Source organism: Streptomyces roseifaciens (assembly GCF_001445655.1).
GTDB lineage: Bacteria > Actinomycetota > Actinomycetes > Streptomycetales > Streptomycetaceae > Streptomyces > Streptomyces aureoversilis.
This window is the reverse complement of sequence record NZ_LNBE01000005.1, coordinates 81,810-104,402: the sequence shown is the minus strand read 5'-3', so window position 1 is coordinate 104,402 and position 22,593 is coordinate 81,810. Positions and strand designations below refer to the sequence as shown.

Below are 22,593 nucleotides of genomic sequence, written 5' to 3'. Positions count from 1 at the left end.
GGAGGGCGGGGGCGCCGCGTGCGCCCCCGTCAGCCCTGTGCGTAGCGCAGGACTCCCCACATGCTGTTCTCCTCCGCCGGCGGCTCTCCCGCGGTCACGCGGCAGCGGTCCAGCCCGGCCCGCAGGGCCTCCGTGTCGACCCCTCTGCCGATCAGCACGAGCTGGGTGAGCCGTTCCTCGGCCCGCGCCCAGGAGGAGCGGTAGAAGCGCAGGAAGTCGCCCACGGCGTGGACGGTGAACTTGTGCTTGTGCCCGGCTATGCCGAAGTACACGAAGCCCTTGATCCGGTAGAGCCCCTCCGGCCGGCTGTCGAGGAACTCCATCAGCCGCCGCGGGTCCACGGGCTCTTCGGAGACGAACTCGACGCTCTCGTAGGCGGCGTGCAGGTGCCCGCCGTGGTCGCAGCCGTCGTGGCAGCCGTCGCCGTGTTCGTGGTCATGGCCGTGGCCGTCCTGCTCGTCGTCGGCGCACAGGTCCTCGAAGGACAGCTGGCGCGTCTTCGACGGGTCGTCCTCGCGCGGCTTGCGGTCGAAGAGCAGCTCCGGGTCGATGCGCCCGTACGAGGCAGGCACGACGGGCGTGCCGGGGCCGAGCTCCTCCAGCACGGCGAGGATCTCCCGGCGGGCCTCGTCGCCGGCCCTGTCCGCCTTGTTGAGGACGACGAGGTCGGCGATGGCCACGTGGCGGTCGAGCTCCGGGTGCCGGGCCCGGGTGGCGGCGAACTCCGCCGCGTCGACGACCTCGACGAGGCCTCCGTAGACGATGTCCTTGTTGTCGCTGGCGAGGATCATCCGGATGACTTCCTGCGGCTCGGCCAGGCCGCTGGCCTCGATGACGATGACGTCGATGCGGGCCGCGGGGCGGGAGAGCCGGTCGAGGAAGCCGTCGAGCTCGCTGGTGTCCACGGCGCAGCACAGGCATCCGTTGCCGAGCGAGACCATCGAGTCGACCTGCCCGGCGACGCTCATGGCGTCGATCTCGATGCTGCCGAAGTCGTTGACGATCGCCCCGATGCGGGTGCCCCCGCTCCTCCCCAGGAGGTGGTTGAGGAGCGTGGTCTTGCCCGATCCCAGGAAACCGGCAAGCACGATGACCGGGATCTGTCGCTTGGCCACGGGGGGCGCCTCCATCGTCAGTCGAGCACGGCGGGGACCGGCTGGGGCGGGGGCGGGCCCACGTACCGGGCCGCCGGGCGGATGATCTTCGAGTCGTCCGCCTGCTCCAGGATATTGGCGCTCCAGCCGACGACGCGGGCCGCACAGAAGGTGGGGGTGAACATCTCGCGCGGCAGCCCGCACAGCTCCATGACGACGCCCGCGTAGAACTCGACGTTGGTGTGAAGCTCCCGGCCGGGCTTGAGCTCGGCGAGAATCGCCTCCACCCGGCCCTCGACCTCGACGGCGAAGTCCACAAGGTCCCCGCCGAACTCCCGGGCGATCTCGCGGAGCATCCGGGAGCGGGGGTCCTCGGTGCGGTAGACGGGGTGCCCGAAGCCCATGATCCGTTCGCCCGCGAGGACGCGTTCGCGGATCCAGGAGTCGATGCGGTCGGGGGTGCCGATGGCGTCGAGGGTGTCGAGCGCCCGGCTGGGGGCGCCGCCGTGCAGCGGACCGGAGAGCGCGCCGATCGCGCCGCACAGGCAGGCGGCGAGGTCCGCGCCGGTGGAGGCGATGACGCGGGCGGTGAACGTCGAGGCGTTGAAGCCGTGATCGATGGTGGAGACGAGGTACCGCTCGACGGCCCGCGCCTGCCGGGCGTCGGGCTCGGCTCCGGTGAGCATGTACAGGTAGTTGGCGGCGTGCGGGAGGTCGTCGCGCGGCTCTACGGGCTCCAGGCCGCTGCCGAGCCGGTGGAGGGCCGTGAGCAGGGTGGGGACGGCGGCGCAGGCGGCGAGCGCGGCGGCCTCGCGCCCGGCGGCGTCGGTGTCGTACAGCGGCCGGAGCCCGGACGAGGCGCCGAGCAGGGACAGCGCGGTGCGCAGCCCGGCGAGCGGGCCGGAGGCGGCACCGGCACGGGCGATGCCCGGCAGGGCGTCGCGCACGTCCTGCGGGAGCCGGCGCAGGGCCGCGGTCTCGGCGGCGAAGCGGGCGCGCTGCTGCGCGTCCGGCAGGGAGCCGCGGAACATCAGGTGCCAGACGTCCTCGAAGGACCGGGTCTGCGCGAGTTCGACGGCCGAGTACTGGCGGTAGTGGTAGAAGCCCTCCCGGCCGCGGACGTCGCCGAGGGAGGTGTCGGTGACGACGACGCCGGCGAGTCCGCGCGGCACTTCGGTGATCGGCATTGCTGCCCCCTGATCCGTGTTCAGTGATCGATCAAACCTTGACCCGACTGTCCATGCTTGACTCAATAGTTGTCAATGTTGATTCAAATCAATATGCAGAGGTGGATAGCGTGTCCTCCATGGCGGATCACAGGACGAAGGACGGCGCGGGTCGGCAGCCGGCGGACGGCACGGAGCGCGACGGCGGGCCGGGCGAGCGGCTGACCACCCGCGAGGTCGCCGAGCGGCTCGGCGTGAAGCCCGAGACGGTCTACGCGTACGTCAGCCGCGGCCAGCTCACCAGCCGCCGCGGCCCCGGCGGGCGCGGCAGCACCTTCGACGCGCGCGAGGTCGACGCGCTCGTGCGGCGCGGACGGCGCGAGACGGCGTTCGGCGGCGAGACGGCGATCCGTACGGGCATCACCCTCATCGAGGACGACCGGTACTTCTACCGCGGCGTGGACGCCACCGCGCTCGCGGAGCGGTACGGCTACGAGGAGGTCGCGGAGTGGCTGTGGACCGGCCGGCTGCGGCCCGGCACGCGGTTCACCGCCCCGGAGGACGGCCTGATCGCGGCGCTGCGCGCGGTGAGCGCCATGCCCCCGCACAGCGGCCCCACCGACCACCTGCGGGTGGCGGCGATCGCGGCGGCCGCCGCCGACCCGATGCGCTTCGACCTCTCGCCCGAGGCGGTGCTGGGCACGGCGCGCGGACTGATCCCGACGCTGGTCGACGCGCTGCCGGCCGCCGGGCGGCTGCCCCGGGAGGACGGCGGCGGCGCCCCGCTCCCCCGCAGGCTGTGGTCCCGGCTGACCGCGCAGGCGCCCGACGAGGCGTCACTGTGCGCCCTGGAGGCCGCACTCGTGCTGCTCATCGACCACGACCTGGCCGCGTCCACGCTCGCCGTACGGGTCGCCGCCTCCGCCCGCTCCCACCCCTACGCCGCGGTCTCGGCCGGGCTCGGGGTGATGGAGGGCCCGCTGCACGGCGCGGCGAGCGGCCTGGCGCACCGGATGCTGACGGAGGTGCTGCAGCGGGGCAGCGCGGGGGCGGTCGTGGCCGACCACCTGCGCGGCGGGCGCCGCGTGCCGGGCCTCGGCCACCGGCTCTACCCGGGCCCCGACCCCCGCGCCACCGCCCTGTTCGCGCGGCTGGAATCCGTACCGGCGGCCGCGGACGCCCTGGAGGCGGCGCGCGAGGTCGAGGCCACGACGGCCCGGCACGTGGCCCTGCACGCCAATGTGGACCTCGCCCTCGCCGTGCTGTCGGTCTCCGCGGAGATGCCGCCCGAGGCCGGGGAGACGGTGTTCGCGGTCGCCCGTACCGCCGGCTGGATCGCGCACGCCCTGGAGGAGTACACGGAGCGTCCGCTCCGGATGCGCCCCACGGGCGCCTACTCGGGCCCCAGGCCGCCCCAGCCCATGCCGTGAGCTTCAGCCACCTCCGCAGTGCGCCGTACGATCATCGGCAACTCAGGTTAGGCTTACCTTCGTGAGTACGTGCGCGACCGCCTCCCGCCACCTGTCCGAGCCACTGGCCGGCACCGCCGCCACCGCGCGGACGTGGCTGCTCGTCGAGCAGCCCGGGCCCTGGGGTGCGGACGCGCTGACCGCGAGCCACCTCGACCCCGCCGTCGGGCGGGCCCTGGACGCGGCCGCCGAGGGCACGGGCGTCCGGATCGCGCTGATCCGCCGCCCCGGCCGGCACGCCGACTGCCACCAGCCCGGTGCCCACCGGGTGTTCGCCGCCCACACCGCCCCGGGCCGCTCCTGGATCCGCACCACCGCGGTCGCCGACCCCGCGGAGCTGACCCGGCTCGACCTCGCCGCACTCGGCGCCGGCGAGCACGGCGGCCTGTGGGAGGCCTACGAGGGCGACCCGCTGGTGTTCGTGTGCACCAACGGCAAGCGCGACCGCTGCTGCGCCCTGCTGGGCCGCCCCCTGGCCGCCGAGCTGGCCGCCTCCGGGGCGGAGGCCTGGGAGGTCACCCACATCGGCGGCCACCGCTTCTCGCCCACGCTCTTCGTCCTCCCGTACGGCTACGCCTACGGCCGCGTCACCGCACACGGCGTCAAGGAGGTGCTGGAGGCGGTGCGCGACCGCCGGATCGTCACCGGCGACTGCCGGGGCCGCTCCGCGTGGGAGCGCCCGGCCCAGGCCGCGGAGCTGGCGGTGCGCGAACTGACCGGCGAGGAGGGCGCGGACGCCCTCGACGTGACGCGCACCGAGGGCTCGGCACCGCACTGGTCGGTGACCGTCGCCCACACCGACGGCCGCTCCTGGCGGGTGGCCGTCGAGCAGGGTGCCGCGGAGCCGGCTCGTCCGGAGAGCTGCGGACGGGCGCCGGGCATGCCGGCGCGGATGGACGTCGGGTCCGTCGTCCCGCTCTCCTGAGGCGCTCTCCGGGGGTGCTCTGCCGGGGCGCTCCCGGCAGGGGTCACCCCGCCTTCTTCACGAACTCCGTGGTGTAGGTCTTCTCCAGGTCCACCTTGGCGTCCTTCAGCGCCGGGTTGAAGGACTTCAGGACCTGGTGGACGGTCTTCGGCCCGTCCTCGGGCATCACCCCGTCCTTGGTGAACATCGGCAGCGTGTTCTTGATCGCCTCGACGTAGAGGTCCTTGCCGCCCTTGGCGTAGTCCTCCGGCATCTTGGCCGCGATCTCCTCCGGCGTGTGCTCGGACATCCACCCGAGGGTCTTCACGAAGGCGTTGGCGAGCTTCTGCACGACGTCCTTGTGACTGTTGACCCAACTGGTGTTCATGTAGAGGCTGGAGGCCGGGTAGAGGCCGCCGAGCGCCGCCCGGGACCCCTCGGGCGTCCGCATGTCGACGAGCACCTTGCCCGCGTCCTTGGCGAGGATCTGCGCGACGGTCGGGTCGGTCGTCATCCCGCCGTCGATGGCGCCCTGCTGGAGCGCGGAGATGAAGGTCTGCCCGGCGCCGACGGCCACGGGCGTGAAGTCGCTGACCTTCACCCCGTTCTTGACCGCCAGGTACTTCGTCAGGAAGTCGGTGGAGGAGCCCAGTCCGGTCACGCCGAGCTTCTTGCCCTTGAAGTCCTTGGGCGAGGTCAGGTTGCCCACGGCCTTCTTGGAGACGATCTCCACCTCCCCCGGCGTCTGCGCGAGCTGCACCACGGACTCCACCTGCTTGCCCTTCACCTGCAGGTCGAGCGTGTGGTCGTAGAAGCCCACGACGCCCTGGACGTCACCGGCGACCAGGGATGTGGTGGCCTGCACGCCCGCGGGCTCGGTGAGGAGGTTGACGGTCAGCCCCTCGTCCTGGAAGTAGCCGAGCCGCTGGGTGAGGACCGCCGGCATGTAGATGACCTTGTCCAGGCCGCCCACCATGATCTTGACGATGTCGCCCTTCGCCGCCTCGATCGCCGAATTCCGCTTGTTCGTCGAGTTGTCGTCGGCACACCCGGCCAAGGTCAGGCACATCACCGCCGCGACTGCGCCCGCGCGGGCTCCGGCGGTCTTGCTGAACGTACGCATCGCTGTTCCTTACGGTCGGAGGTTCGTAGGAGGCAAAACAGGACGTGCCGGGGGGTGGGGGATGTGCAGGGGGTGGGGGTGTGCGGGCCGCCGTGCCGTCACTCCCCCGCGCCGGAGCCGCCCGGCTTCCAGCGGAAGAGCTTCCTCTCGGCGAAGGTCAGCAGCCCTTCCGTGACCAGTGCGACGACGGCGAGGATGGCCATCGCGGCGTAGACGCCGGCCGTGTTGAAGGTGCCCTGCGAGGCGGAGATCAGCAGCCCGATCCCCTTCGCCGCACCGAGGTACTCGCCGACGATCGCGCCGATGAGCGCGAAGCCGAAGCTGACGTGCAGGCTGGTGAAGATCCAGGAGGTCGCGGAGGGGATGACGACCTGCAGCGTCACCCGGCGGTTGCTCGCGCCCAGGATGCGGGCGTTGGCCACCAGGTTGCGGTCGACCTCGCGGGCCCCCTGGAAGGCGTTGAAGAACACGGGGAAGAAGACCAGGACGACCGCCGACGCGACCTTGGACGCCGGACCCAGCCCGAACAGGATCAGGAAGACCGGCACGAGGGCGATCCTCGGCAGCGCGTTGAGCACCTTGATGTAGGGGCTGAAGACGTCCGCCAGGAAGCGCACCCGGCCGAGCGCGATCCCGAGCACCACACCGCCGGCCACGCCGAACACCCAGCCGAGCAGGGCCTCGTAGAGCGTGTACCAGATCTGCTCGCCCAGCGAGCCCTGCGGCGTGCCGTGGAGCGTCCACTGGACGATCTGGTCCCAGATCTTCGACGGCATCGAGAAGTTGAACGGATCAATGATGCCGTTGCGGGCCGTCAACTCCCATGCACCCAGCACGACGGCGAGCACCAGCAGCCGCGCCGCGTACACGGTCAGCCTGCGCCGGCGGACGGCCTTGGCGCGGGCGGCGGTCCGGCCACCGGCCGGGGGAGCAGGGAGCTTGAGGGGCTCTTCCAATGCAAGCGCCTCGGCCGAAGCGACCGAATCGACGGACTCAAGCGACACGGGAGGCACCCCTCTCACGGGTGATGCGGACCTCTTCACCGAGGGACGACCAGATCTCGCGGTAGATCTCCACGAACTCCGCCTCCAGGCGCACGGATTCGACCTTTCGCGGCCGGGGCAGCGGGATGGGGAAGACCTCCTTGACGGTCGCCGGCCCGGCGGTCATCACGACGACCTTGTCGGCGAGGGCGATCGCCTCCTCCAGGTCGTGGGTGACGAAGATGACGGACGCGGCCCGCCCGCCGGGGCGGGAGCCGCCCCACAGCTCCAGGAGCTCGTCCGACATCAGGGCCCGGGTCTGTACGTCGAGCGCCGAGAAGGGCTCGTCCATCAGCAGGATCTCCGGGTCGCCCACGAAGGTCTGGGCGAGCGCGACGCGCTTGCGCTGGCCGCCGGAGAGCTGGTGCGGATAGCGGTCGGTGAAGGCCGCGAGCCCCACGCGGCCGAGCCACTCGCGCGCCCGCTCCCGCGCCTCGGCCTTGGGCACGCCGCGGAAGCGCGGGCCCGCCATGACGTTGGACAGCACCGTCCGCCAGGGGAAGACGGCGTCCTGCTGGAAGACGAAGCCGACTTCCGGCCGGATCCCGGTCACGGGTGCGCCGCCGATCAGCACCTCGCCCTCGGTCGGCTCCTCCAGGCCGCTGACCAGCGTGAGCGTGGTGGACTTCCCACAGCCCGTGGGGCCGACGACGGCCACGAACTCGCCCTGCCCCACGGTCAGGTCGAGATCCCGTACGGCCGTGTGCGAGGCGCCCGAGGGCGTACGGAACACCTTGCTCGCTCCGCGCAGCTCGATCGCCGGGGCGTGGCCCGGCGGGGTGCCGCTGATCATCGTTGCCGCCTCCTCCTGTGCAGGTTTCCGGCCATGCGGGTGACCGGTGGTGGAGGCTAGATGTGTCGCATGGCGCACAGACAGCCTTGTGAGCGCTGTGCGGCTTCAGCGCACGAACCCTGTTCTGCTCGTTTTGCTCGCGGTAGAACAACGAAAGCGCCACGGAACCGGCGGCGGGGGGCAGGACCGGCTACGTTCGGTCCACAGTGCGGAAACGGAACGCCGCTGAAGCGGAATTGGACACTCCGGTCAGCGGCCGGCAGATCACCCGGCCGGAGGACGACATCAGGACGAGAGGGAGGGGGACACGCATGCGCCCCCGCTGGCCCCGCCGCGTCTTCGCCCAGGTCCTGCTGGTCCAGCTGCTGATCATCACCGGGGTCGCCGGGCTCGCCGCCGGGCTCTTCCTCGCGCCCCTCGCGGCCCAGCTCGACGAGCAGGCCGAGCGCCGCGCCCTGGCCATCGCCCAGGCCACCGCCGCCCAGCCCGGCATCGCGCACAGCCTGCTGGCCGGACCGCCCTCCCCCGACGGGCCGGTGCAGACCGACGCCGAGCGCATCCGGCTTGCCACCGGGGCGAGTTACGTCGTGGTCGTCGACACCCGTGGCATCCGCTACTCCCACACCGTCCCCGGGCGGATCGGGGAGCGCGTCAGCACCGACCCCGGCCGGGCCCTCGGCGGGCAGGAGTGGACGGGCATCGGCCGCGGCACCCTGGGCCGCTCCGCGCGCGGCAAAGTGCCCCTGCGCGACGGCGAGGGCGCCATCGTGGGCGCCGTCTCCGTCGGCATCGCCTACGACAACGTGCACGCACTGCTGTTACGCGCCGTGCCGGGCATCCTCATGTACGCGGGTGCGGCCCTCGGCGTCGGGGCGCTCGCCGCGCTCGCCGTCTCCCGCCGGCTGCGCAAGCGCACCCACGGCATCGAACTCACCGAGATCTCCGCCCTCCTGGGCGAGCGCGAGGCCATGCTGCACGGCATCCGCGAGGGCGTGGTCGCCCTCGACCGGCACGGGCGCGTCCGCCTGCTCAACGACGCGGCCGCGCGCCTGCTGGGTATCGGCCGGGACGCCATCGGCCACCCCCTCGACCGCGTCCTGCCGCCGGGCCGCACCACGGACGTGCTGGCGGGCCGCGTGACGGGCACCGACCTGCTGACCGTCCGGGACGGGCGGGTGCTGGTCGTCAACCGCAGGGACACCGCTGCGGGCGGCACCGTGGCGACGCTGCGCGACCGCACCGAGCTGGAACAGCTCCGCCGCGAACTCGACGGCACCCGCGGCCTGACCGACGCGCTGCGCGCCCAGGACCACGAGCACGCCAACCGTCTGCACACCATCGTCGGGCTGCTGGAACTGGGCATGCACGAGGAAGCCGCCGACTTCGTCGCGGAGGTGACCGGGGCCCACCGGGCGACGGCCGAGCAGGTCACCGAGCGCGTCCGCGACCCGCTGGTGAGCGCCCTGCTGGTGGGCAAGAGCGCGGTCGCCGCGGAGCGCGGTGTGGCCCTGCGGGTGAGCCCGGCGACCCGGCTGCCCGACCGGGTCGTGGACCCGCGCGATCTCGTCACCGTGCTAGGCAACCTCGTGGACAACGCCTTGGACGCCACGGCGGGCGCTTCACGGGCCGCGCCGGCTGTCTCTGCGGAGGGTGCGGAGGACGTGCCCCACGACGCGCCGTTCGTGGAAGTGGAGCTGCGGGCCGTCGGGGAGACGCTCGTCGTCCGGGTGGCGGACAACGGCCCCGGGGTGCCGGCCGCGGTCCGCGAACTGGTCTTCACCGACGGCTGGTCCACGAAGGAAGCCGTCCCGCACCGCCGCCGGGGCCTCGGCCTCTCGCTCGTACGGCGGCTGGCCGAGCGGTACGGCGGCTCGGTTCGGGCCGGCGAACGGGACGGCGGCGGCGCCGTGTTCACCGTGGAACTGCCCGAAGCGCTGCGATTGCCTGCCCACCCGGCCCACCCGGCCCACTCAGCTCGCTCGAAGGGGTGAACGATGATCGAGGTCCTGGTCGTGGACGACGACTTCCGTGTCGCCGAGATCAACGCCGCGTACGTGGCGCGGGTTCCCGGCTTCCGCGTCGGCGCCAAGGCCCACAACGCGGCACAGGCCATGGCCGTGCTGGAGAAGGGCGGCATCGACCTGGTGCTGCTGGACCACTTCCTCCCGGACGAGACCGGCCTGGGGCTGGTCCGCCGGCTGCGGCAGCTCGGCGACCTCACCGACGTGATCATGGTGACGGCGTCGCGCGACGTCGCGACCGTGCAGACCGCCATGCGCTACGGGGCCCTGCAGTACCTGGTCAAGCCGTTCACCTTCCCCGGGCTGCGGGTGAAGCTGGAGGCGTACGCACAGCTGCGCCGGACCCTCGACGACGCGCAGGAGGCGGGGCAGGACCAGGTCGACCGCATCTTCGGCACCCTGCGCACGGCGGCGACCAGCACGCCGCTGCCCAAGGGCCACTCGGCGCCCACGGCCGAGCTGATACGACGGGTCCTCTCCGATGCCGCGTCCCCGCTGTCGGCGCACGAGGTCGCGGCGCGGTCGGGGCTGAGCCGCTCGACGGCGCAGCGCTATCTGAAGCGGCTGGAGGAGTCCGGGCGGCTGAGCCTGACCCTCAAGTACGGCGAGACGGGGCGCCCGGAGCACCGCTACGCGTGGACGGGCCGCTGAGGCCGGCCCCCTGCGCGCTGCGGTGAGGCCGGGCGCTCCGCACGGCGGACCGGGGCCCTCGGCGGGGCCCGGGCGGCCTGCCGCTACGCCGCACCGGCTCCCGTCAGCGAGCGCACTTCCGTCTCGGCGTGGCCGCCCGCGTCGGCCGGCTCGGGCGAGGTCACCGTGCCGAGCCAGCCGGCGAGGAAGCCCAGCGGGACGGAGACGAGGCCGGGGTTCTCCAGCGGGAAGAGCGCGAAGTCCGCACCGGGGAAGATCGCGCCCGGGCCGCCGGAGACGACCGGCGAGAGGACGACGAGCACGACGGCCGGGACCAGGCCGCCGTAGACGGACCAGACCGCCCCGCGGGTGGTGAACCGCCGCCAGAAGAGCGTGTAGAGGAGCACCGGCAGGTTCGCGGAGGCGGCGACGGCGAAGGCGAGCCCGACCAGGAAGGCGACGTTGAGGTCCTGGGCGAGCAGCCCCAGCCCGATGGCCACCGCGCCGGTGCCGGCGGCCGCGACGCGCGCGACCGCCACTTCGCTGCGGGGCGTGGGGGCGCGGCGGCTCAGCGTCCGGTACAGGTCGTGGGCGACCGAGGCGGAGGAGGCCAGGGTGATCCCGGCGACGACGGCGAGGATCGTGGCGAAGGCGACGGCGGCGACCACGGCGAAGAGGACCGTGCCGCCGGTGGACCCGGCGCCGCCGCCCAGGTCGAGGGCGAGCAGCGGCACGGCGTTGTTCCCGGCGGCGCCCGCGGCCCGTACGGCGTCCGAGCCGAGGACCGCGGCGGCGCCGAAGCCGAGCACGATGGTCATCAGGTAGAAGCCGCCGATGAGCCCGATGGACCAGACGACCGAGCGGCGGGCGGCGCGGGCGGTGGGCACCGTGTAGAAGCGCGAGAGGATGTGCGGCAGACCGGCGGTGCCGAGGACGAGCGCGAGGCCCAGGCTCACGAAGTCCAGCCGGGAGGTCCAGCCGCCGCCGTACTTCAGGCCCGGGGCGAGGAAGGCCTGCCCGTGGCCGCTGCGGCCGGCTGCCGTGGTGAGCAGGGCGGAGAGGTCGCCGTGGAAGCGCAGGAGGACGAGGACGGTGAGGGCGATCGTGCCGCCCAGCAGCAGGACGGCCTTGACGATCTGGATCCAGGTGGCGGCCCGCATGCCGCCCAGGGTGATGTAGACGACCATCAGCACGCCGACGCCGACGACGGTCCAGGCGCGGGCGCGCTCGCCGGTCCCGCCCAGCAGCAGCGTCATCAGGCTGCCCGCGCCGACCATCTGGGCGACGAGGTAGAGGACGGAGACCGTGACGGAGGAGGCTCCGGTCGCGATCCGGACCGGGCGCTCGCGCAGCCGGGTGACCAGGACGTCCGCGAGGGTGAACCGGCCGCAGTTGCGGACGAGTTCGGCGACGAGGAACAGCACGACGAGCCAGGCGACCAGGAAGCCGACGGTGTAGAGGATGCCGTCGTAGCCGTAGAGGGCGATGAGGCCGGTGACGCCGAGGAAGGAGGCGGCGGACATGTAGTCGCCCGCGATGGCGAAACCGTTCTCCATGGGGCTGAAGAGCCGCCCGCCCGCGTAGAACTCCTCCGGCGAGCCGCGGCGCTCGCGGCCCACCCAGGTGGTGATGGCCAGCGTGACCAGGACGAAGACGCAGAACAGCGCGAGGGCGAGGCCGTGGTGAGTGCCCGTCATGCGCGCTCACCCCGGGTGCGGACCGGTCGGGCGCCGCAGCGCGGGTCCCCGTCGGCCGGGAGGAGACGGGCCCGCTCCTGGAGAATCGGCTCCCGGCCGTCCTGCCCGAAGGCCTGCGCCCGGAGGGTCTGCTCCTGGCGGGCCTGCTCCTGACAGGCCTGCTCATGGCGGGCCTGCTCCTGGCGGGTCTCCAGGGTGACCGCCCAGCGCAGCTCCAGCGCCGCCGGGTCCCGGTGCAGCCGTGCGTGGCGGGCGTAGGCCCAGGTCAGCAGGAACGTCGTGGCGAACTGGGCGAGTCCGGCGAGCATGGCGACGTTGAGCGCGCCCGCCACCTGCCGGGCCATCAGGCCGGGGGCCGCGGTGGCCGTCACCACATACGCCAGGTACCACAGCAGGAAGGCGGCGGCCGCCGGGAAGGCGAACCGGCGGTAGCGGCTGCGGACTTCCTGGAAGGCCGCACCGCGCTGGACCTCGCTGTAGACGTCCGGCGCGGAGAGGGCGCGAGCCGGCTGAATCGTTCCGGCATCGGCGCTTCCGGTACCGCGTCTGTCCTGTTTCTCCACCGCACTCTCCCTGGGTCCCAAGCCCGTTCGACGACCGACCGGTTGACAGCCGTCACCCGCAGCCGGGGACCCAAGGATGGACAGAACGCCGGGATGCGGACCCGGTCGTCGCCCCGACGTTCACCCCATCAGGTGATGGATGACTCCGGGGGCCGCGCGATGCCGTGCTGGAAGGCATAGCGCATGGCCTGGGCCCGGTCGCGCGCCCCCGTCTTGGCGAAGAGGTTGTTGATGTGCGTCTTGACCGTCGCCGTGCTCACATGCAGCCTGCGGGCGATCTCGGCGTTGGACAGACCGTCGGCGACCAGCGCCGGCACCTCCGCCTCGCGTGCCGTACGGCCCGGACGATCTCCTCGCCGCCCGCGTCCTTGGTGAGATAGCCGCGCGCACCGGCCCGGAGCGCCGGGAAGAGCGAGTCGTCGTCGGCGTAGGTGGTGAGGACGACGACGTGAGTGGCCGGGTGCCGGGCGCGGATGCGCCGCGTGGCCTCCACCCCGTCGCAGCGCGGCATGCGGTAGCCCCGCACGGCGGCGACCCAGACCCCGAGCCCGGCGGCGAGCAGTGCGTACCCCCAGCCGTGGAAGGGCCCCTCCCGCAGCACCCCCCACAGGACCAGGCCGGCCACCGCGGCCCGCCCCCCACGTCATCGCCTGTCTGCTCCGCGGTACCCCCATGCGGGACAGCGCCTCGCGGGCGGGCCAGGCCGTCCAGCTCTCCACCGGCACGCGAGCTCCCCCCTGCCGCCAAGGTCAGCCGCCGGCCGTGCACCGACGAGCGATGCTCCGAATCTACGGACGGGGCTCCCGGCGCGGATCGGAGCACGGGTGGGTGCCGGGTGGAGAGGCACGACGGCGCCTCTCCACCCGGGGGTGGAGAGGCGCCGCTGAGCCGGGGCCCGGCCGGGCCCCGGAAGGAGAAAACGCGGTCAGGCGTCGATGCGGGAGCGGTCCAGGGTGGCCGCGGAGTTCGTGATGAACTCCTTGCGGGGTGCCACCTCGTTGCCCATCAGCAGGTCGAAGGCGCGCTCCGCCGCCTCCAGGTCGCTGATGTTGATCCGGCGCAGGGTGCGGTGACGCGGGTCCATCGTGGTCTCCGCGAGCTGGTCGGCGTCCATCTCGCCGAGACCCTTGTAGCGCTGGATGGAGTCCTTGTAGCGCACGTTCTTGCGCTCCAGCTCCAGCAGCGTCTGCCGCAGCTCGGCGTCCGAGTACGTGTAGATGTACTTGTCCTGCCCCTTCTTGGGGTGGGTGAGCTCCACGCGGTGCAGCGGGGGCACCGCGGAGAAGACCCGCCCCTCCTCGACCATCGGGCGCATGTAGCGCTGGAAGAGGGTGAGCAGCAGGCAGCGGATGTGCGCGCCGTCGACATCGGCGTCGGCGAGGAAGATGACCTTGCCGTAGCGGGCCGCGTCGATGTCGAAGGTCCGGCCGGACCCCGCTCCTATGACCTGGATGATCGCGCCGCACTCGGCGTTCTTGAGCATGTCCGAGACCGACGACTTCTGGACATTGAGGATCTTGCCGCGGATCGGCAGCAGCGCCTGGAACTCGGAGTTCCGCGCGAGCTTGGCCGTGCCGAGCGCCGAGTCGCCCTCGACGACGAACAGCTCGCTGCGCTCGACGTCGTCGCTGCGGCAGTCGGCGAGCTTGGCCGGCAGCGACGAGGACTCCAGGGCGGTCTTCCGCCGCTGGGCCTCCTTGTGCTGGCGCGCCGCGATACGGGTGCGGGCCGCGGCGACGACCTTCTCCAGGACGGCCCGCGCCTGCTGCTTGGCGTCGCGCTTGGTGGAGGTCAGGAACGCCTTGAGCTCCTTCGCGACCACGTTCGCCACGATCCGGGAGGCGGCCGAGGTGCCCAGGACCTCCTTGGTCTGCCCCTCGAACTGCGGCTCGGCCAGGCGTACGGTCACGACCGCCGTGAGCCCCTCCATGGCGTCGTCCTTGACGACGTCGTCCTCGGCGACGCGCAGCAGCTTCGACGAGCGCAGGACCTCGTTGACGGTCTTGGTGATCGAGCGCTCGAAGCCCGTCACGTGGGTGCCGCCCTTGGGGGTGGCGATGATGTTGACGAAGGACTTGACCGTGCTGTCGTAGCCCGTGCCCCAGCGCAGGGCGATGTCCACGCCCAGCTCGCGGGTGACCTCGGTGGGGGTCATGTGGCCACGGTCGTCCAGGACCGGCACGGTCTCCTTGAAGGTGCCCTGCCCGCTCAGCCGCAGCACGTCGCAGACGCCCTTGTCCTGCGCCAGGTACTCGCAGAACTCGCTGATGCCGCCGTCGTAGCGGAAGACCTCCTCGGTGGCCTGCTCGCCGTCGATGCCGCGCTCGTCGCGGACGACGATCGTCAGGCCCGGCACCAGGAAGGCGGTCTGGCGGGCCCGCCCGTAGAGGTTCTCCAGCGAGAGCTTGGCGTCCTTGAGGAAGATCTGCCGGTCCGCCCAGTAGCGGACGCGGGTGCCGGTGCGCACCTTGGGGATCTTCTTTCCCTTGAGCAGGCCGTTGGCCGGGTCGAAGGGGGCGTCCGGGCCGGACTCGGTGAAGATGCCGGGGACGCCGCGGCGGAAGCTGATCGAGTGGGTCCTGCTGTTGCGGTCGACCTCGACGTCCAGGCGCGCGGAGAGCGCGTTGACCACCGAGGCGCCGACGCCGTGGAGACCGCCGGACGCCGCGTAGGAGCCGCCGCCGAACTTGCCGCCCGCGTGCAGCTTGGTCATGACGACCTCGACGCCCGACAGTCCGGTCTTGGGCTCGACGTCGACGGGGATGCCGCGGCCGTTGTCGCGCACCTCCACGGAGCCGTCGTCGTGGAGGATCACCTCGATGCGGTCGCAGTAGCCGCCCAGGGCCTCGTCGACGGAATTGTCGATGATCTCCCAGAGGCAGTGCATGAGGCCGCGGCTGTCGGTCGAGCCGATGTACATGCCGGGCCGCTTGCGGACGGCTTCCAGGCCTTCGAGGACGAGCAGGTGCCGCGCGGTGTAGTTGGACCCGTCCCGGTCTGCCCCGGTCAGCAGCGCAGTGGACGGCACGGACGTTTCGGCGGTCACGCGGGTTCGCTCCTCGCTGAATTTCTTTTCGGCCCCGGTCGGGCGGGCCGGCGGCCCGGTTGCCGTTCAGAGGGTACCGATGCCTGGTAGAGCCTTTGTGCAGCCACCCGTGGGAACGCCCATGCTAGTCCAGTGATCGATCACACGTTCGATGACACGATGGAGTGACGTGCACATCACGTTCCCTTGGAGGCATGAACCATTTAGGCTCCGGGCACGTCCTCAAGAACACCGGCAAGCCGGCCGGGAGGACGAAAGCCCCCAGCGATGTGAAACCGTAGGCCCACGCAATACGGCTCATTCGCCGCCAACCGTCAAGATCTGGCCGACTCGGAAGAGACTCGGAAGGAACTTTCGAGGAAAAGCCGCGAGCGGGAACGTTTTCGGCCTGGTTGGATGTTGACCCTGGTACGACAGCTCGTCGAGCTAGAGAAGAGGCGACGTGACTACTGTTCTGACCCCCGCGAGCCCGCTGACGGCCGCTGACCGCTGCGACCGGTGCGGCGCTCAGGCCTACCTGCGCGTCGTTCTCATGAGCGGCGGTGAACTGCTCTTCTGCGCCCACCACGGGCGTAAGTTCGAGCCAGAACTCAAGAAGATCGCCGCGGAAATACAGGACGAGACGGAGCGGCTCACCGCCCCCCCGGCGTCTGCGCCCGAAGAGGACCGCTGAGTCCGTAGCGGAACGCTGACACATCGCATCCGACGACGAGCGAGGTCCGGCCCCTCATGGCCGGGCAGCCGCGGGCGGCTCCCCCCTTCACGGGGGAAGCCGCCCGCTCTCGTACGCTCTTGCGCACCTTCGCGGTGTGGTGCTGGTGCTGCTTGTGCTTCTGCGGCTGCGTTGCAGCTGCCGCGGCCCCCTGGTGAGCGGCGGGAGCAGCCGGCTGGACGGCCGGGGGCTGGCCCTGCGCCGCCGGCGACTGGGCCTGCTGGGCGCCTTCGCCGCCGTGCGCCGCCACCAGCGCCGTGTAGGCCGACATCCGCGTGTAGACCCCGGGATACTGCGGCTGCCCGCAGCCCGCCCCCCAGGACACCAGGCCCACGAGCTTGCCCTGCGCCACGAGCGGTCCGCCGCTGTCCCCCTGGCAGGCGTCCCGCCCGCCGAGCGGCATCCCGGCACACAGCATGGAGGCCCGGCGGAAGACACCGTCCGCACTCCCCGGGTACGCCCGCTCGCACACCGCGTCCTGCAGGACCCGTACTCCCGCCCCGCGCAGGATCTCCGAGTAGGTGCCGTTGCCGATCACGTCGCCCCAGCCGTAGACCGTGGCCTTGGTGCCCACCCGATAGGCGGCGTCGCCCTGCTGCGCCACCGGGATCACATAACTCTCCGGCACCGGGTTGCGCAGGGTGAGCACGGCCAGGTCTCCCGCGTTGGTCCCCGGATCGAACCCCGGGTTGACCCAGGTCTCCCGCGGCTCCACCTCGGCTCCGACGGCACCCCGCAGGTCATCACGGCCCACGATGACCCGCAGGTCCCTCGCCTCGCTCACGTCGACGCCGAGCACCTCGCGGCTCAGGCAGTGCGCCGCCGTGACGACCGTCCTGCGGCCCACGAGGACCCCGCCGCAGAACTGTCCGGCCCTGGCAGCCCCGAACCGCTGCCGGCTGCCCAGAGCCACCACCCAGGGCGCCTCCGAGGCCCTCACGGCCTGCCCTCCGACGACCGCACGGTCCGCCACCGCCGGGGCCGGGACCGCGAAGACCATGGCGATCGATCCGGCCAGCAGACAGCTCAGCGAACGCATACGATCTCCTGACTCTGCGGGGTTCCTTGCACACCCAGAGTCAACCCGCACGGCGATCGGCGCATCCGGAACCTGGACGGCATGCCTCCGGATCGGCAGCACTGTCACCCGTACAGCCCGCAGGGCCCGGCTCCTCGGGGAGAGGTGCCGGGCCCTGCGGGGTCGTCGTCGTCCGTCCGGTCCTAGTCCAGGTAGTCGCGCAGGACCTGGGAACGGGACGGGTGGCGCAGCTTGGACATCGTCTTCGACTCGATCTGACGGATGCGCTCACGCGTCACGCCGTAGACCTTGCCGATCTCGTCGAGGGTCTTCGGCTGGCCGTCGGTGAGGCCGAAGCGCATGGAGACCACGCCCGCCTCGCGCTCGCTGAGCGTGTCCAGGACGGAGTGCAGCTGCTCCTGGAGCAGGGTGAAGCTCACGGCATCGGCCGGCACGACCGCCTCGGAGTCCTCGATGAGGTCACCGAACTCGCTGTCGCCGTCCTCACCCAGGGGGGTGTGGAGGGAGATCGGCTCACGGCCGTACTTCTGGACCTCGATGACCTTCTCGGGGGTCATGTCGAGCTCCTTGGCCAGCTCCTCCGGGGTGGGCTCGCGGCCCAGGTCCTGGAGCATCTGGCGCTGGACGCGCGCGAGCTTGTTGATGACCTCGACCATGTGCACCGGGATACGGATGGTGCGGGCCTGGTCGGCCATCGCGCGCGTGATGGCCTGGCGGATCCACCAGGTCGCATACGTGGAGAACTTGTAGCCCTTGGTGTAGTCGAACTTCTCGACCGCGCGGATCAGACCGAGGTTGCCCTCCTGGATCAGGTCCAGGAAGAGCATGCCGCGGCCGGTGTAGCGCTTGGCCAGGGAGACCACCAGGCGGAGGTTGGCCTCCAGGAGGTGGTTCTTGGCGCGGCGCCCGTCCTCGGCGATGATCTCCAGCTCGCGCTTGAGCTTGGGGGCGAGCTTGTCGGAGTTCGCCAGCTTGTCCTCGGCGAACAGGCCCGCCTCGATGCGCTTGGCGAGCTCCACCTCCTGCTCGGCGTTGAGGAGGGGGACCTTGCCGATCTGCTTCAGGTAGTCCTTGACCGGGTCGGCGGTGGCACCGGCGACGGCGACCTGCTGCGCGGGAGCGTCGTCCTCGTCGTCGTCGGAGAGGACGAAGCCCTTGTTCTCGCCGGTCTCGTCCTCCTCCTCGCCCTTGCCCGGGGTCGGGGTCTCGTCGACGAGGTCCTCGTCGATGAGCTCGTCGGCGTCCTTCTTCGCGGCGGTCTTCTTGGCCGCCGTCTTCTTGACGGCGGTCTTCTTCGCCGCCGTCTTCTTCGCCGCCGCCTTCTTGGTGGCGGCCTTCTTGGCGGGCGCCTCCGCGCTCTCGTCGTCGCCGTACGCCGCCGAGGCGGACGTGGCGGACGCCGAGGACGCGGTCTGCCTGGCCGTGACCGTCTTGGAGGCGACGGCCTTGGTGGCGGTGCGCTTCGCCGGGCTCTTCGCTGCGACGCTCTTGCGGGTGCGCTTGGGCGCCTCGGCGGCACTGACCATCAGCGTCACACCCTCCTCGTCGAGGACCTGGTTGAGGCTGCGCAGAACATTCTTCCACTGGGTTGGCGGAATCTGGTCAGCCTCGAAGGCCCGACGCACGTCGTCGCCGGCGATCTGCCCCTCGGCCTTTCCCTGCTCGATGAGCGCCATCAGAGACTCGGATTCGGCGATCTCCGGCGGGAGCGTACGGGATGTGCTGGCCGACACGAACAACCTCTCGGAACGATGGAAACGGCTTCCGGCCCCGGCCCGCCCTGATCGGGGAACCGGTTCCGACGACCGCCGGCATGGATGAACCGACGGCGCGCGGGTGATGAGATGCAGACGGACACAGCGCCCCGGACGAGGCCCGTATTCCCTCCGCGTCCACCACCTCTTTAGTCATCGCATTGCCTCAAGGAGCGTTACGCCCAATCCTCGTGGCCCGAGTCACACCCCAAAACGGAGTGAATGCCCGCCCAACTGGACAGAACACTCCACTTCCTGGCTTCCCGGTCCGAGTTCCGGGAGGGGCGCCGGCGCCACCGGACGGCTCACGGGTGCGGTCGCGCATCCGGCCGCACGCGTGAGCCCTGTCCCGGCCCGGCGCGTGCGGCCCTTCCGTACGAACCCACCCGTACCGTCCCGCTCCTCTCCGCGGTCAGTGCTCGCGGGGCGCGGGCACCACGCGCTCGACGTCCGGGTGGGCGATGAGCAGCTGCCTCATCGCGGCCTCGGCCCCGGCCCCGTCGCCCGCGCCGACGGCGTCGACGATGCGGAGGTGGTGTCCTACGCCGGCCTCGGTGGGGCGGTCGCAGCCGCCGGAGGGCGCGCCCGAGACGTGCAGGGCGGAGGAGACGATGCCCGCGAGGTGCTCGAGCATGCGGTTGCCGGCGACCTGCAGGAGCAGGGAGTGGAACTCGGCGTCGGCGCGCGTGAAGGTGAGGGAGTCACCCTGGGCCAGCGCGTGGCCCATGATCTCGGCCATGTCGGCCAGGCGCTGCTGGACGTCCTCTCGGCCGTGGCCGGCGGCGAGGCGGGCTGCGAGGGGCTCGATGGTCCAGCGCAGCTCGCACAGCTCGCGGCGCTGGTCCTCCCGCTGGGGGCCGAAGGCCCGCCACTCGATGATGTCGGGGTCGAGGAGGTTCCAGTCGCTGACGGGGCGGACGCGGGTGCCCACGTTGGGGCGCGCGCTGACGAGGCCCTTGGCCTCGAGGACGCGCAGGGATTCGCGGACGACGGTCCTGGAGACCTCGAAGCGCTGCCCGATCTCCTCGGGGACGAGCGGGCGGTCGGCGCCCAGGTCCCCGGAGACGATCATCTGGCCGAGCTGCTGCACGAGCTGGCCGTGCAGGCCCCGGCCCCGGCTGCCTGCGGCCCGGCGGCCGGCGCGGCTGAGCTCGGCCTCGCCGTCCCAGGCCGGCGGGGCCCCGCGGTCGTGCCCGGAGGCCTCCGCGTAGGAGTAACGGTCAAGCTCGCCCGGGCCTGCGAGGCCGGAGTCGGCGGGGCGAGCCGCGGTCATCATGGTGTGCGCAAGGGTACTCACGCCTCCTTTGTCGGCGACACCTCGAAGTCCCTTGAGGTCTTTGGTGAAAAGCACACGAAAGGGTGATCGCCCATTACCTCACAATTGACGGCCAAACGGACAGAAAAGGGCACTCTCCGAGACGGCTCGTATGCGGAGCGTGATGTCGACGGCCTGCCAACTCCGCACGTGGGAAGGGGCGTCGGGGGTCCGGGGCCCCGCGGCGGCGGCCCTCATCGCGGCCTGCCGCGGAACACCGCGAGGACATAGGCCCCGAGAAGTGCCGTGAGTGAGAACGCGAGCGCCCAGCCGACCGGTTGCGAGACCAGCCGCAGGGCGGTCGAGACGCCCCGGTCCATGCCCGAGGGCCATTGCACGACCGCGGCCGCGCGCAGCCGCTCCGGGAGCCCCACGAGCGAGCGGGCCGCGGGCTCGGCGAGCACGCTGCCCAGGACCGGCACCACGAGCGTCGGCACGGCGAGCACCGCGACCAGCCCGAGCGCCGCCGACCGGAAGAGCCCCGCGGCCAGCAGCCCCGCCCAGGCGCAGCCCAGGGTGAGCGCGGCCCAGCCGGCGAGCAGGACGGCCCAGTCGCGCGGGAGGGCGACGACCTCGTCGCCGAAGAGCAGCCCGAGGACGCCGGCGTCGAGGAAGAGGGAGGCCAGGGCGAGGAGGACGGCCGCCACGGCGGTGACGGCGAGCTTGGCGGCGAGCAGGCCGAGCCGGCGCGGCACGGTGCCCTGGTCCGGGGCGAGGGCCGGATAGCGGAACTCCTGGCCGAAGGCCATCGCGCCGATGAGGCCCGCCCCGAAGACGGCCGGCGGCAGCGGCAGCAGGGCGGGCCAGCCGGTGAGCACGCGGGGCGCCGGGGCCGATCCCGCCCGGGCGAGGAGGACGGACACGAGCAGGGAGGCCGCGAGCGCGGCGGCCGCCACGATCCAGCCGGTCCGCACGCCGGTGGCACGGCGCAGCTCGTAGCGCAGCGGCCAGGCGGGGTCGGGGGCCGGGAGGCGGGGATGGACACGGGGGAGCTCCACGGCGAGCTCCGGCGGGACGGCGGTGCCGGGCGTGCCCGCGTGTGCGGACCGCACGACGGGGCCGGGGTGGCCGGAGGGCTCCGCTTCCCCGGCGGGCGGGGGGCCGCCCTGTGCGTCCGCGCAGGGGTCTGCAGGGGCGTCTGCGGCAGCTTCCGGGGATGTCGTGCCGGGCGGCGCAGCGGTGCCGGCCCGGCGGCCGTCGGCACGCAGCAGCGGGGGCATGGCGCCGCTGTCCCCGATCTCCTCGGTCAGCCGGTGGACGAGGATCCCGTGCCGGTAGGCGGTCTCTCCGACGGCTGCGCAGGTGCTGCCGTAGACCGACAGCCGGCTGCCGCCCTCCTGCACGACCTCCACGGCCTGCCGGCCCTCGGCGGCCTCCGCCTGGTCGGCCTCGGCCGTGAGGGCATGGGCGAGGCGGGCGGCCAGGGGCGACTGGACGGCGACGCGCGGCCGCAGCCGGGTACGGGAGAACTCGGCCGCCTCCTGGTCGGCGACGAGGCGGCCGTCGTCGATGGTGACGACCCGGTCGGCGATGCGGGCCGCCTCCTTGGGGTCCTGCGAGGTGACGAGGACGGCGCCGCCGTGGTCCGCGTAGGCCCGCAGCATTCCGTGCAGCCAGGCGGTCTCGCGGGGCGAGAGGTCGTGCGCGGGCTCGTCCAGGACGAGGGTGTGCGGATCGCCGAGGAGGGCGGCGGCGATGCCGAGGCGCCGGTCCATGCCCAGGGAGAAGTCCCCGAGGTGCTGGCCGGCGAGGCCCGTCAGGCCGACGACCTCGAGGACGTCGTCGGCGCGCTCGGCGGGGACACCCGCCGCGGCGCTGAGCATGCGCAGGTGCCCGCGGGCGCTGCGGGCCGGGTGACCGGGGACGTCCCCGAGGACGACGCCGATCTCGCGGGTGGGGTGCGGGACCCGGTCGAGGGGGCGGCCGCGGAAGAGCGCGACGCCGCGGCCGGGGTCGAGGCGGAGGAGGAGGCGCAGGGCACTGGTCTTGCCCGCTCCGTGGTCACCGAGCAGGACGGTGACCCGGCCGGGGCGGGCCTCGAAGGTGAGGTCGTCGACGGCGGGGAACCGGTTGCGCTGGGGGGCGCTGGTGAGTCCGATGGCCTGGATCATGGCTTCTCTCGCGGGGCGTGAGACGGCTCGGCGGCACCCCTCGGCCCGCTCGGTGACCGAGGCGGCCGAGGGCGCGGAGGAACTGCGGGGAGGTACGGCAGCACCGTAACCCG

Annotated in this window: 16 protein-coding genes and 2 pseudogenes; 5 read left to right on the top strand and 13 right to left on the bottom strand. The window is 72.5% G+C overall.

Features of this window, described 5'->3' with window-relative positions; all coding sequences use genetic code 11:
- Positions 1 to 29 precede the first annotated feature (29 nt).
- On the bottom strand, positions 30 to 1,115 hold the full coding sequence (locus tag AS857_RS33875; RefSeq protein WP_107105757.1) for a CobW family GTP-binding protein: 1,086 nt from the start codon (positions 1,113 to 1,115) through the stop codon (positions 30 to 32).
- 17 nt (positions 1,116 to 1,132) lie between these two features.
- Positions 1,133 to 2,281, bottom strand: a complete 1,149-nt coding sequence (locus AS857_RS33870) for a citrate synthase/methylcitrate synthase (protein WP_058047299.1) — start codon at positions 2,279 to 2,281, stop codon at positions 1,133 to 1,135.
- 119 nt (positions 2,282 to 2,400) lie between these two features.
- On the opposite strand from AS857_RS33870, the gene AS857_RS33865 reads away from it, so the two are divergent.
- Both AS857_RS33865 and AS857_RS33860 read left to right on the top strand, forming a co-directional pair.
- On the top strand, positions 2,401 to 3,690 hold the full coding sequence (locus AS857_RS33865; RefSeq protein WP_058047298.1) for a citrate synthase family protein: 1,290 nt from the start codon (positions 2,401 to 2,403) through the stop codon (positions 3,688 to 3,690).
- Positions 3,691 to 3,751: 61 nt separating this feature from the next.
- Positions 3,752 to 4,654 (top strand): sucrase ferredoxin, encoded by a 903-nt coding sequence (locus AS857_RS33860; RefSeq protein ID WP_058047297.1) that lies wholly within the window; start codon positions 3,752 to 3,754, stop codon positions 4,652 to 4,654.
- A gap of 43 nt (positions 4,655 to 4,697) precedes the next feature.
- Here AS857_RS33860 and AS857_RS33855 read toward each other — a convergent pair whose 3' ends face one another.
- From AS857_RS33855 to AS857_RS33845, 3 genes are all read right to left on the bottom strand, one after another.
- Positions 4,698 to 5,756, bottom strand: a complete 1,059-nt coding sequence (locus tag AS857_RS33855) for an ABC transporter substrate-binding protein (protein ID WP_058047296.1) — start codon at positions 5,754 to 5,756, stop codon at positions 4,698 to 4,700.
- A 98-nt stretch (positions 5,757 to 5,854) separates the two neighbouring features.
- Positions 5,855 to 6,712: an ABC transporter permease gene (locus AS857_RS33850; RefSeq protein WP_058047295.1), complete on the bottom strand. Its 858-nt coding sequence runs from the start codon at positions 6,710 to 6,712 to the stop codon at positions 5,855 to 5,857.
- 37 nt (positions 6,713 to 6,749) lie between these two features.
- Positions 6,750 to 7,592: an ABC transporter ATP-binding protein gene (locus AS857_RS33845; RefSeq protein ID WP_058047294.1), complete on the bottom strand. Its 843-nt coding sequence runs from the start codon at positions 7,590 to 7,592 to the stop codon at positions 6,750 to 6,752.
- Positions 7,593 to 7,903: 311 nt separating this feature from the next.
- Here AS857_RS33845 and AS857_RS33840 point away from each other — a divergent pair, with 311 nt between their 5' ends.
- Positions 7,904 to 9,583, top strand: a complete 1,680-nt coding sequence (locus tag AS857_RS33840) for a sensor histidine kinase (protein ID WP_058047293.1) — start codon at positions 7,904 to 7,906, stop codon at positions 9,581 to 9,583.
- Positions 9,584 to 9,586: 3 nt separating this feature from the next.
- Complete coding sequence (locus tag AS857_RS33835; RefSeq protein WP_058047292.1) at positions 9,587 to 10,264, top strand: response regulator; 678 nt, start codon at positions 9,587 to 9,589, stop codon at positions 10,262 to 10,264.
- 83 nt (positions 10,265 to 10,347) lie between these two features.
- Here AS857_RS33835 and AS857_RS33830 read toward each other — a convergent pair whose 3' ends face one another.
- The 4 genes and pseudogenes from AS857_RS33830 to AS857_RS33815 form a co-directional block, all read right to left on the bottom strand.
- Complete coding sequence (locus AS857_RS33830) at positions 10,348 to 11,940, bottom strand: solute symporter family protein (protein WP_058047291.1); 1,593 nt, start codon at positions 11,938 to 11,940, stop codon at positions 10,348 to 10,350.
- Positions 11,941 to 12,122: 182 nt separating this feature from the next.
- A pseudogene (locus tag AS857_RS41715) lies at positions 12,123 to 12,503 on the bottom strand (DUF485 domain-containing protein); the annotation flags it as partial.
- Positions 12,504 to 12,631: 128 nt separating this feature from the next.
- Positions 12,632 to 13,128: pseudogene (locus AS857_RS33820) on the bottom strand (LuxR C-terminal-related transcriptional regulator).
- Positions 13,129 to 13,428: 300 nt separating this feature from the next.
- Positions 13,429 to 15,549 carry a DNA gyrase/topoisomerase IV subunit B gene (locus tag AS857_RS33815; RefSeq protein ID WP_058047289.1) on the bottom strand — a complete coding sequence of 707 codons (2,121 nt, stop codon included), beginning with the start codon at positions 15,547 to 15,549 and terminating at the stop codon, positions 13,429 to 13,431.
- Between the two features lie 442 nt (positions 15,550 to 15,991).
- Here AS857_RS33815 and AS857_RS33810 point away from each other — a divergent pair, with 442 nt between their 5' ends.
- Positions 15,992 to 16,222 carry a DUF7455 domain-containing protein gene (locus tag AS857_RS33810; protein ID WP_058047288.1) on the top strand — a complete coding sequence of 77 codons (231 nt, stop codon included), beginning with the start codon at positions 15,992 to 15,994 and terminating at the stop codon, positions 16,220 to 16,222.
- On the opposite strand, the gene AS857_RS33805 is transcribed toward AS857_RS33810, so the two are convergent.
- The 4 genes from AS857_RS33805 to AS857_RS33790 all read right to left on the bottom strand — a co-directional run bounded on the left by AS857_RS33805 (position 16,182) and on the right by AS857_RS33790 (position 22,480).
- Positions 16,182 to 17,300, bottom strand: coding sequence for a S1 family peptidase (locus AS857_RS33805; RefSeq protein ID WP_063804430.1), 1,119 nt, complete (start codon positions 17,298 to 17,300; stop codon positions 16,182 to 16,184). The genes AS857_RS33810 and AS857_RS33805 overlap by 41 nt on opposite strands.
- 182 nt (positions 17,301 to 17,482) lie before the next feature.
- Complete coding sequence (locus tag AS857_RS33800) at positions 17,483 to 19,033, bottom strand: RNA polymerase sigma factor (RefSeq protein WP_058047325.1); 1,551 nt, start codon at positions 19,031 to 19,033, stop codon at positions 17,483 to 17,485.
- Between the two features lie 433 nt (positions 19,034 to 19,466).
- Complete coding sequence (locus AS857_RS33795) at positions 19,467 to 20,405, bottom strand: FadR/GntR family transcriptional regulator (protein WP_079110903.1); 939 nt, start codon at positions 20,403 to 20,405, stop codon at positions 19,467 to 19,469.
- A gap of 158 nt (positions 20,406 to 20,563) precedes the next feature.
- Positions 20,564 to 22,480 carry an ABC transporter ATP-binding protein gene (locus tag AS857_RS33790; RefSeq protein WP_058047286.1) on the bottom strand — a complete coding sequence of 639 codons (1,917 nt, stop codon included), beginning with the start codon at positions 22,478 to 22,480 and terminating at the stop codon, positions 20,564 to 20,566.
- Between the last annotated feature and the right edge of the window lie 113 nt (positions 22,481 to 22,593).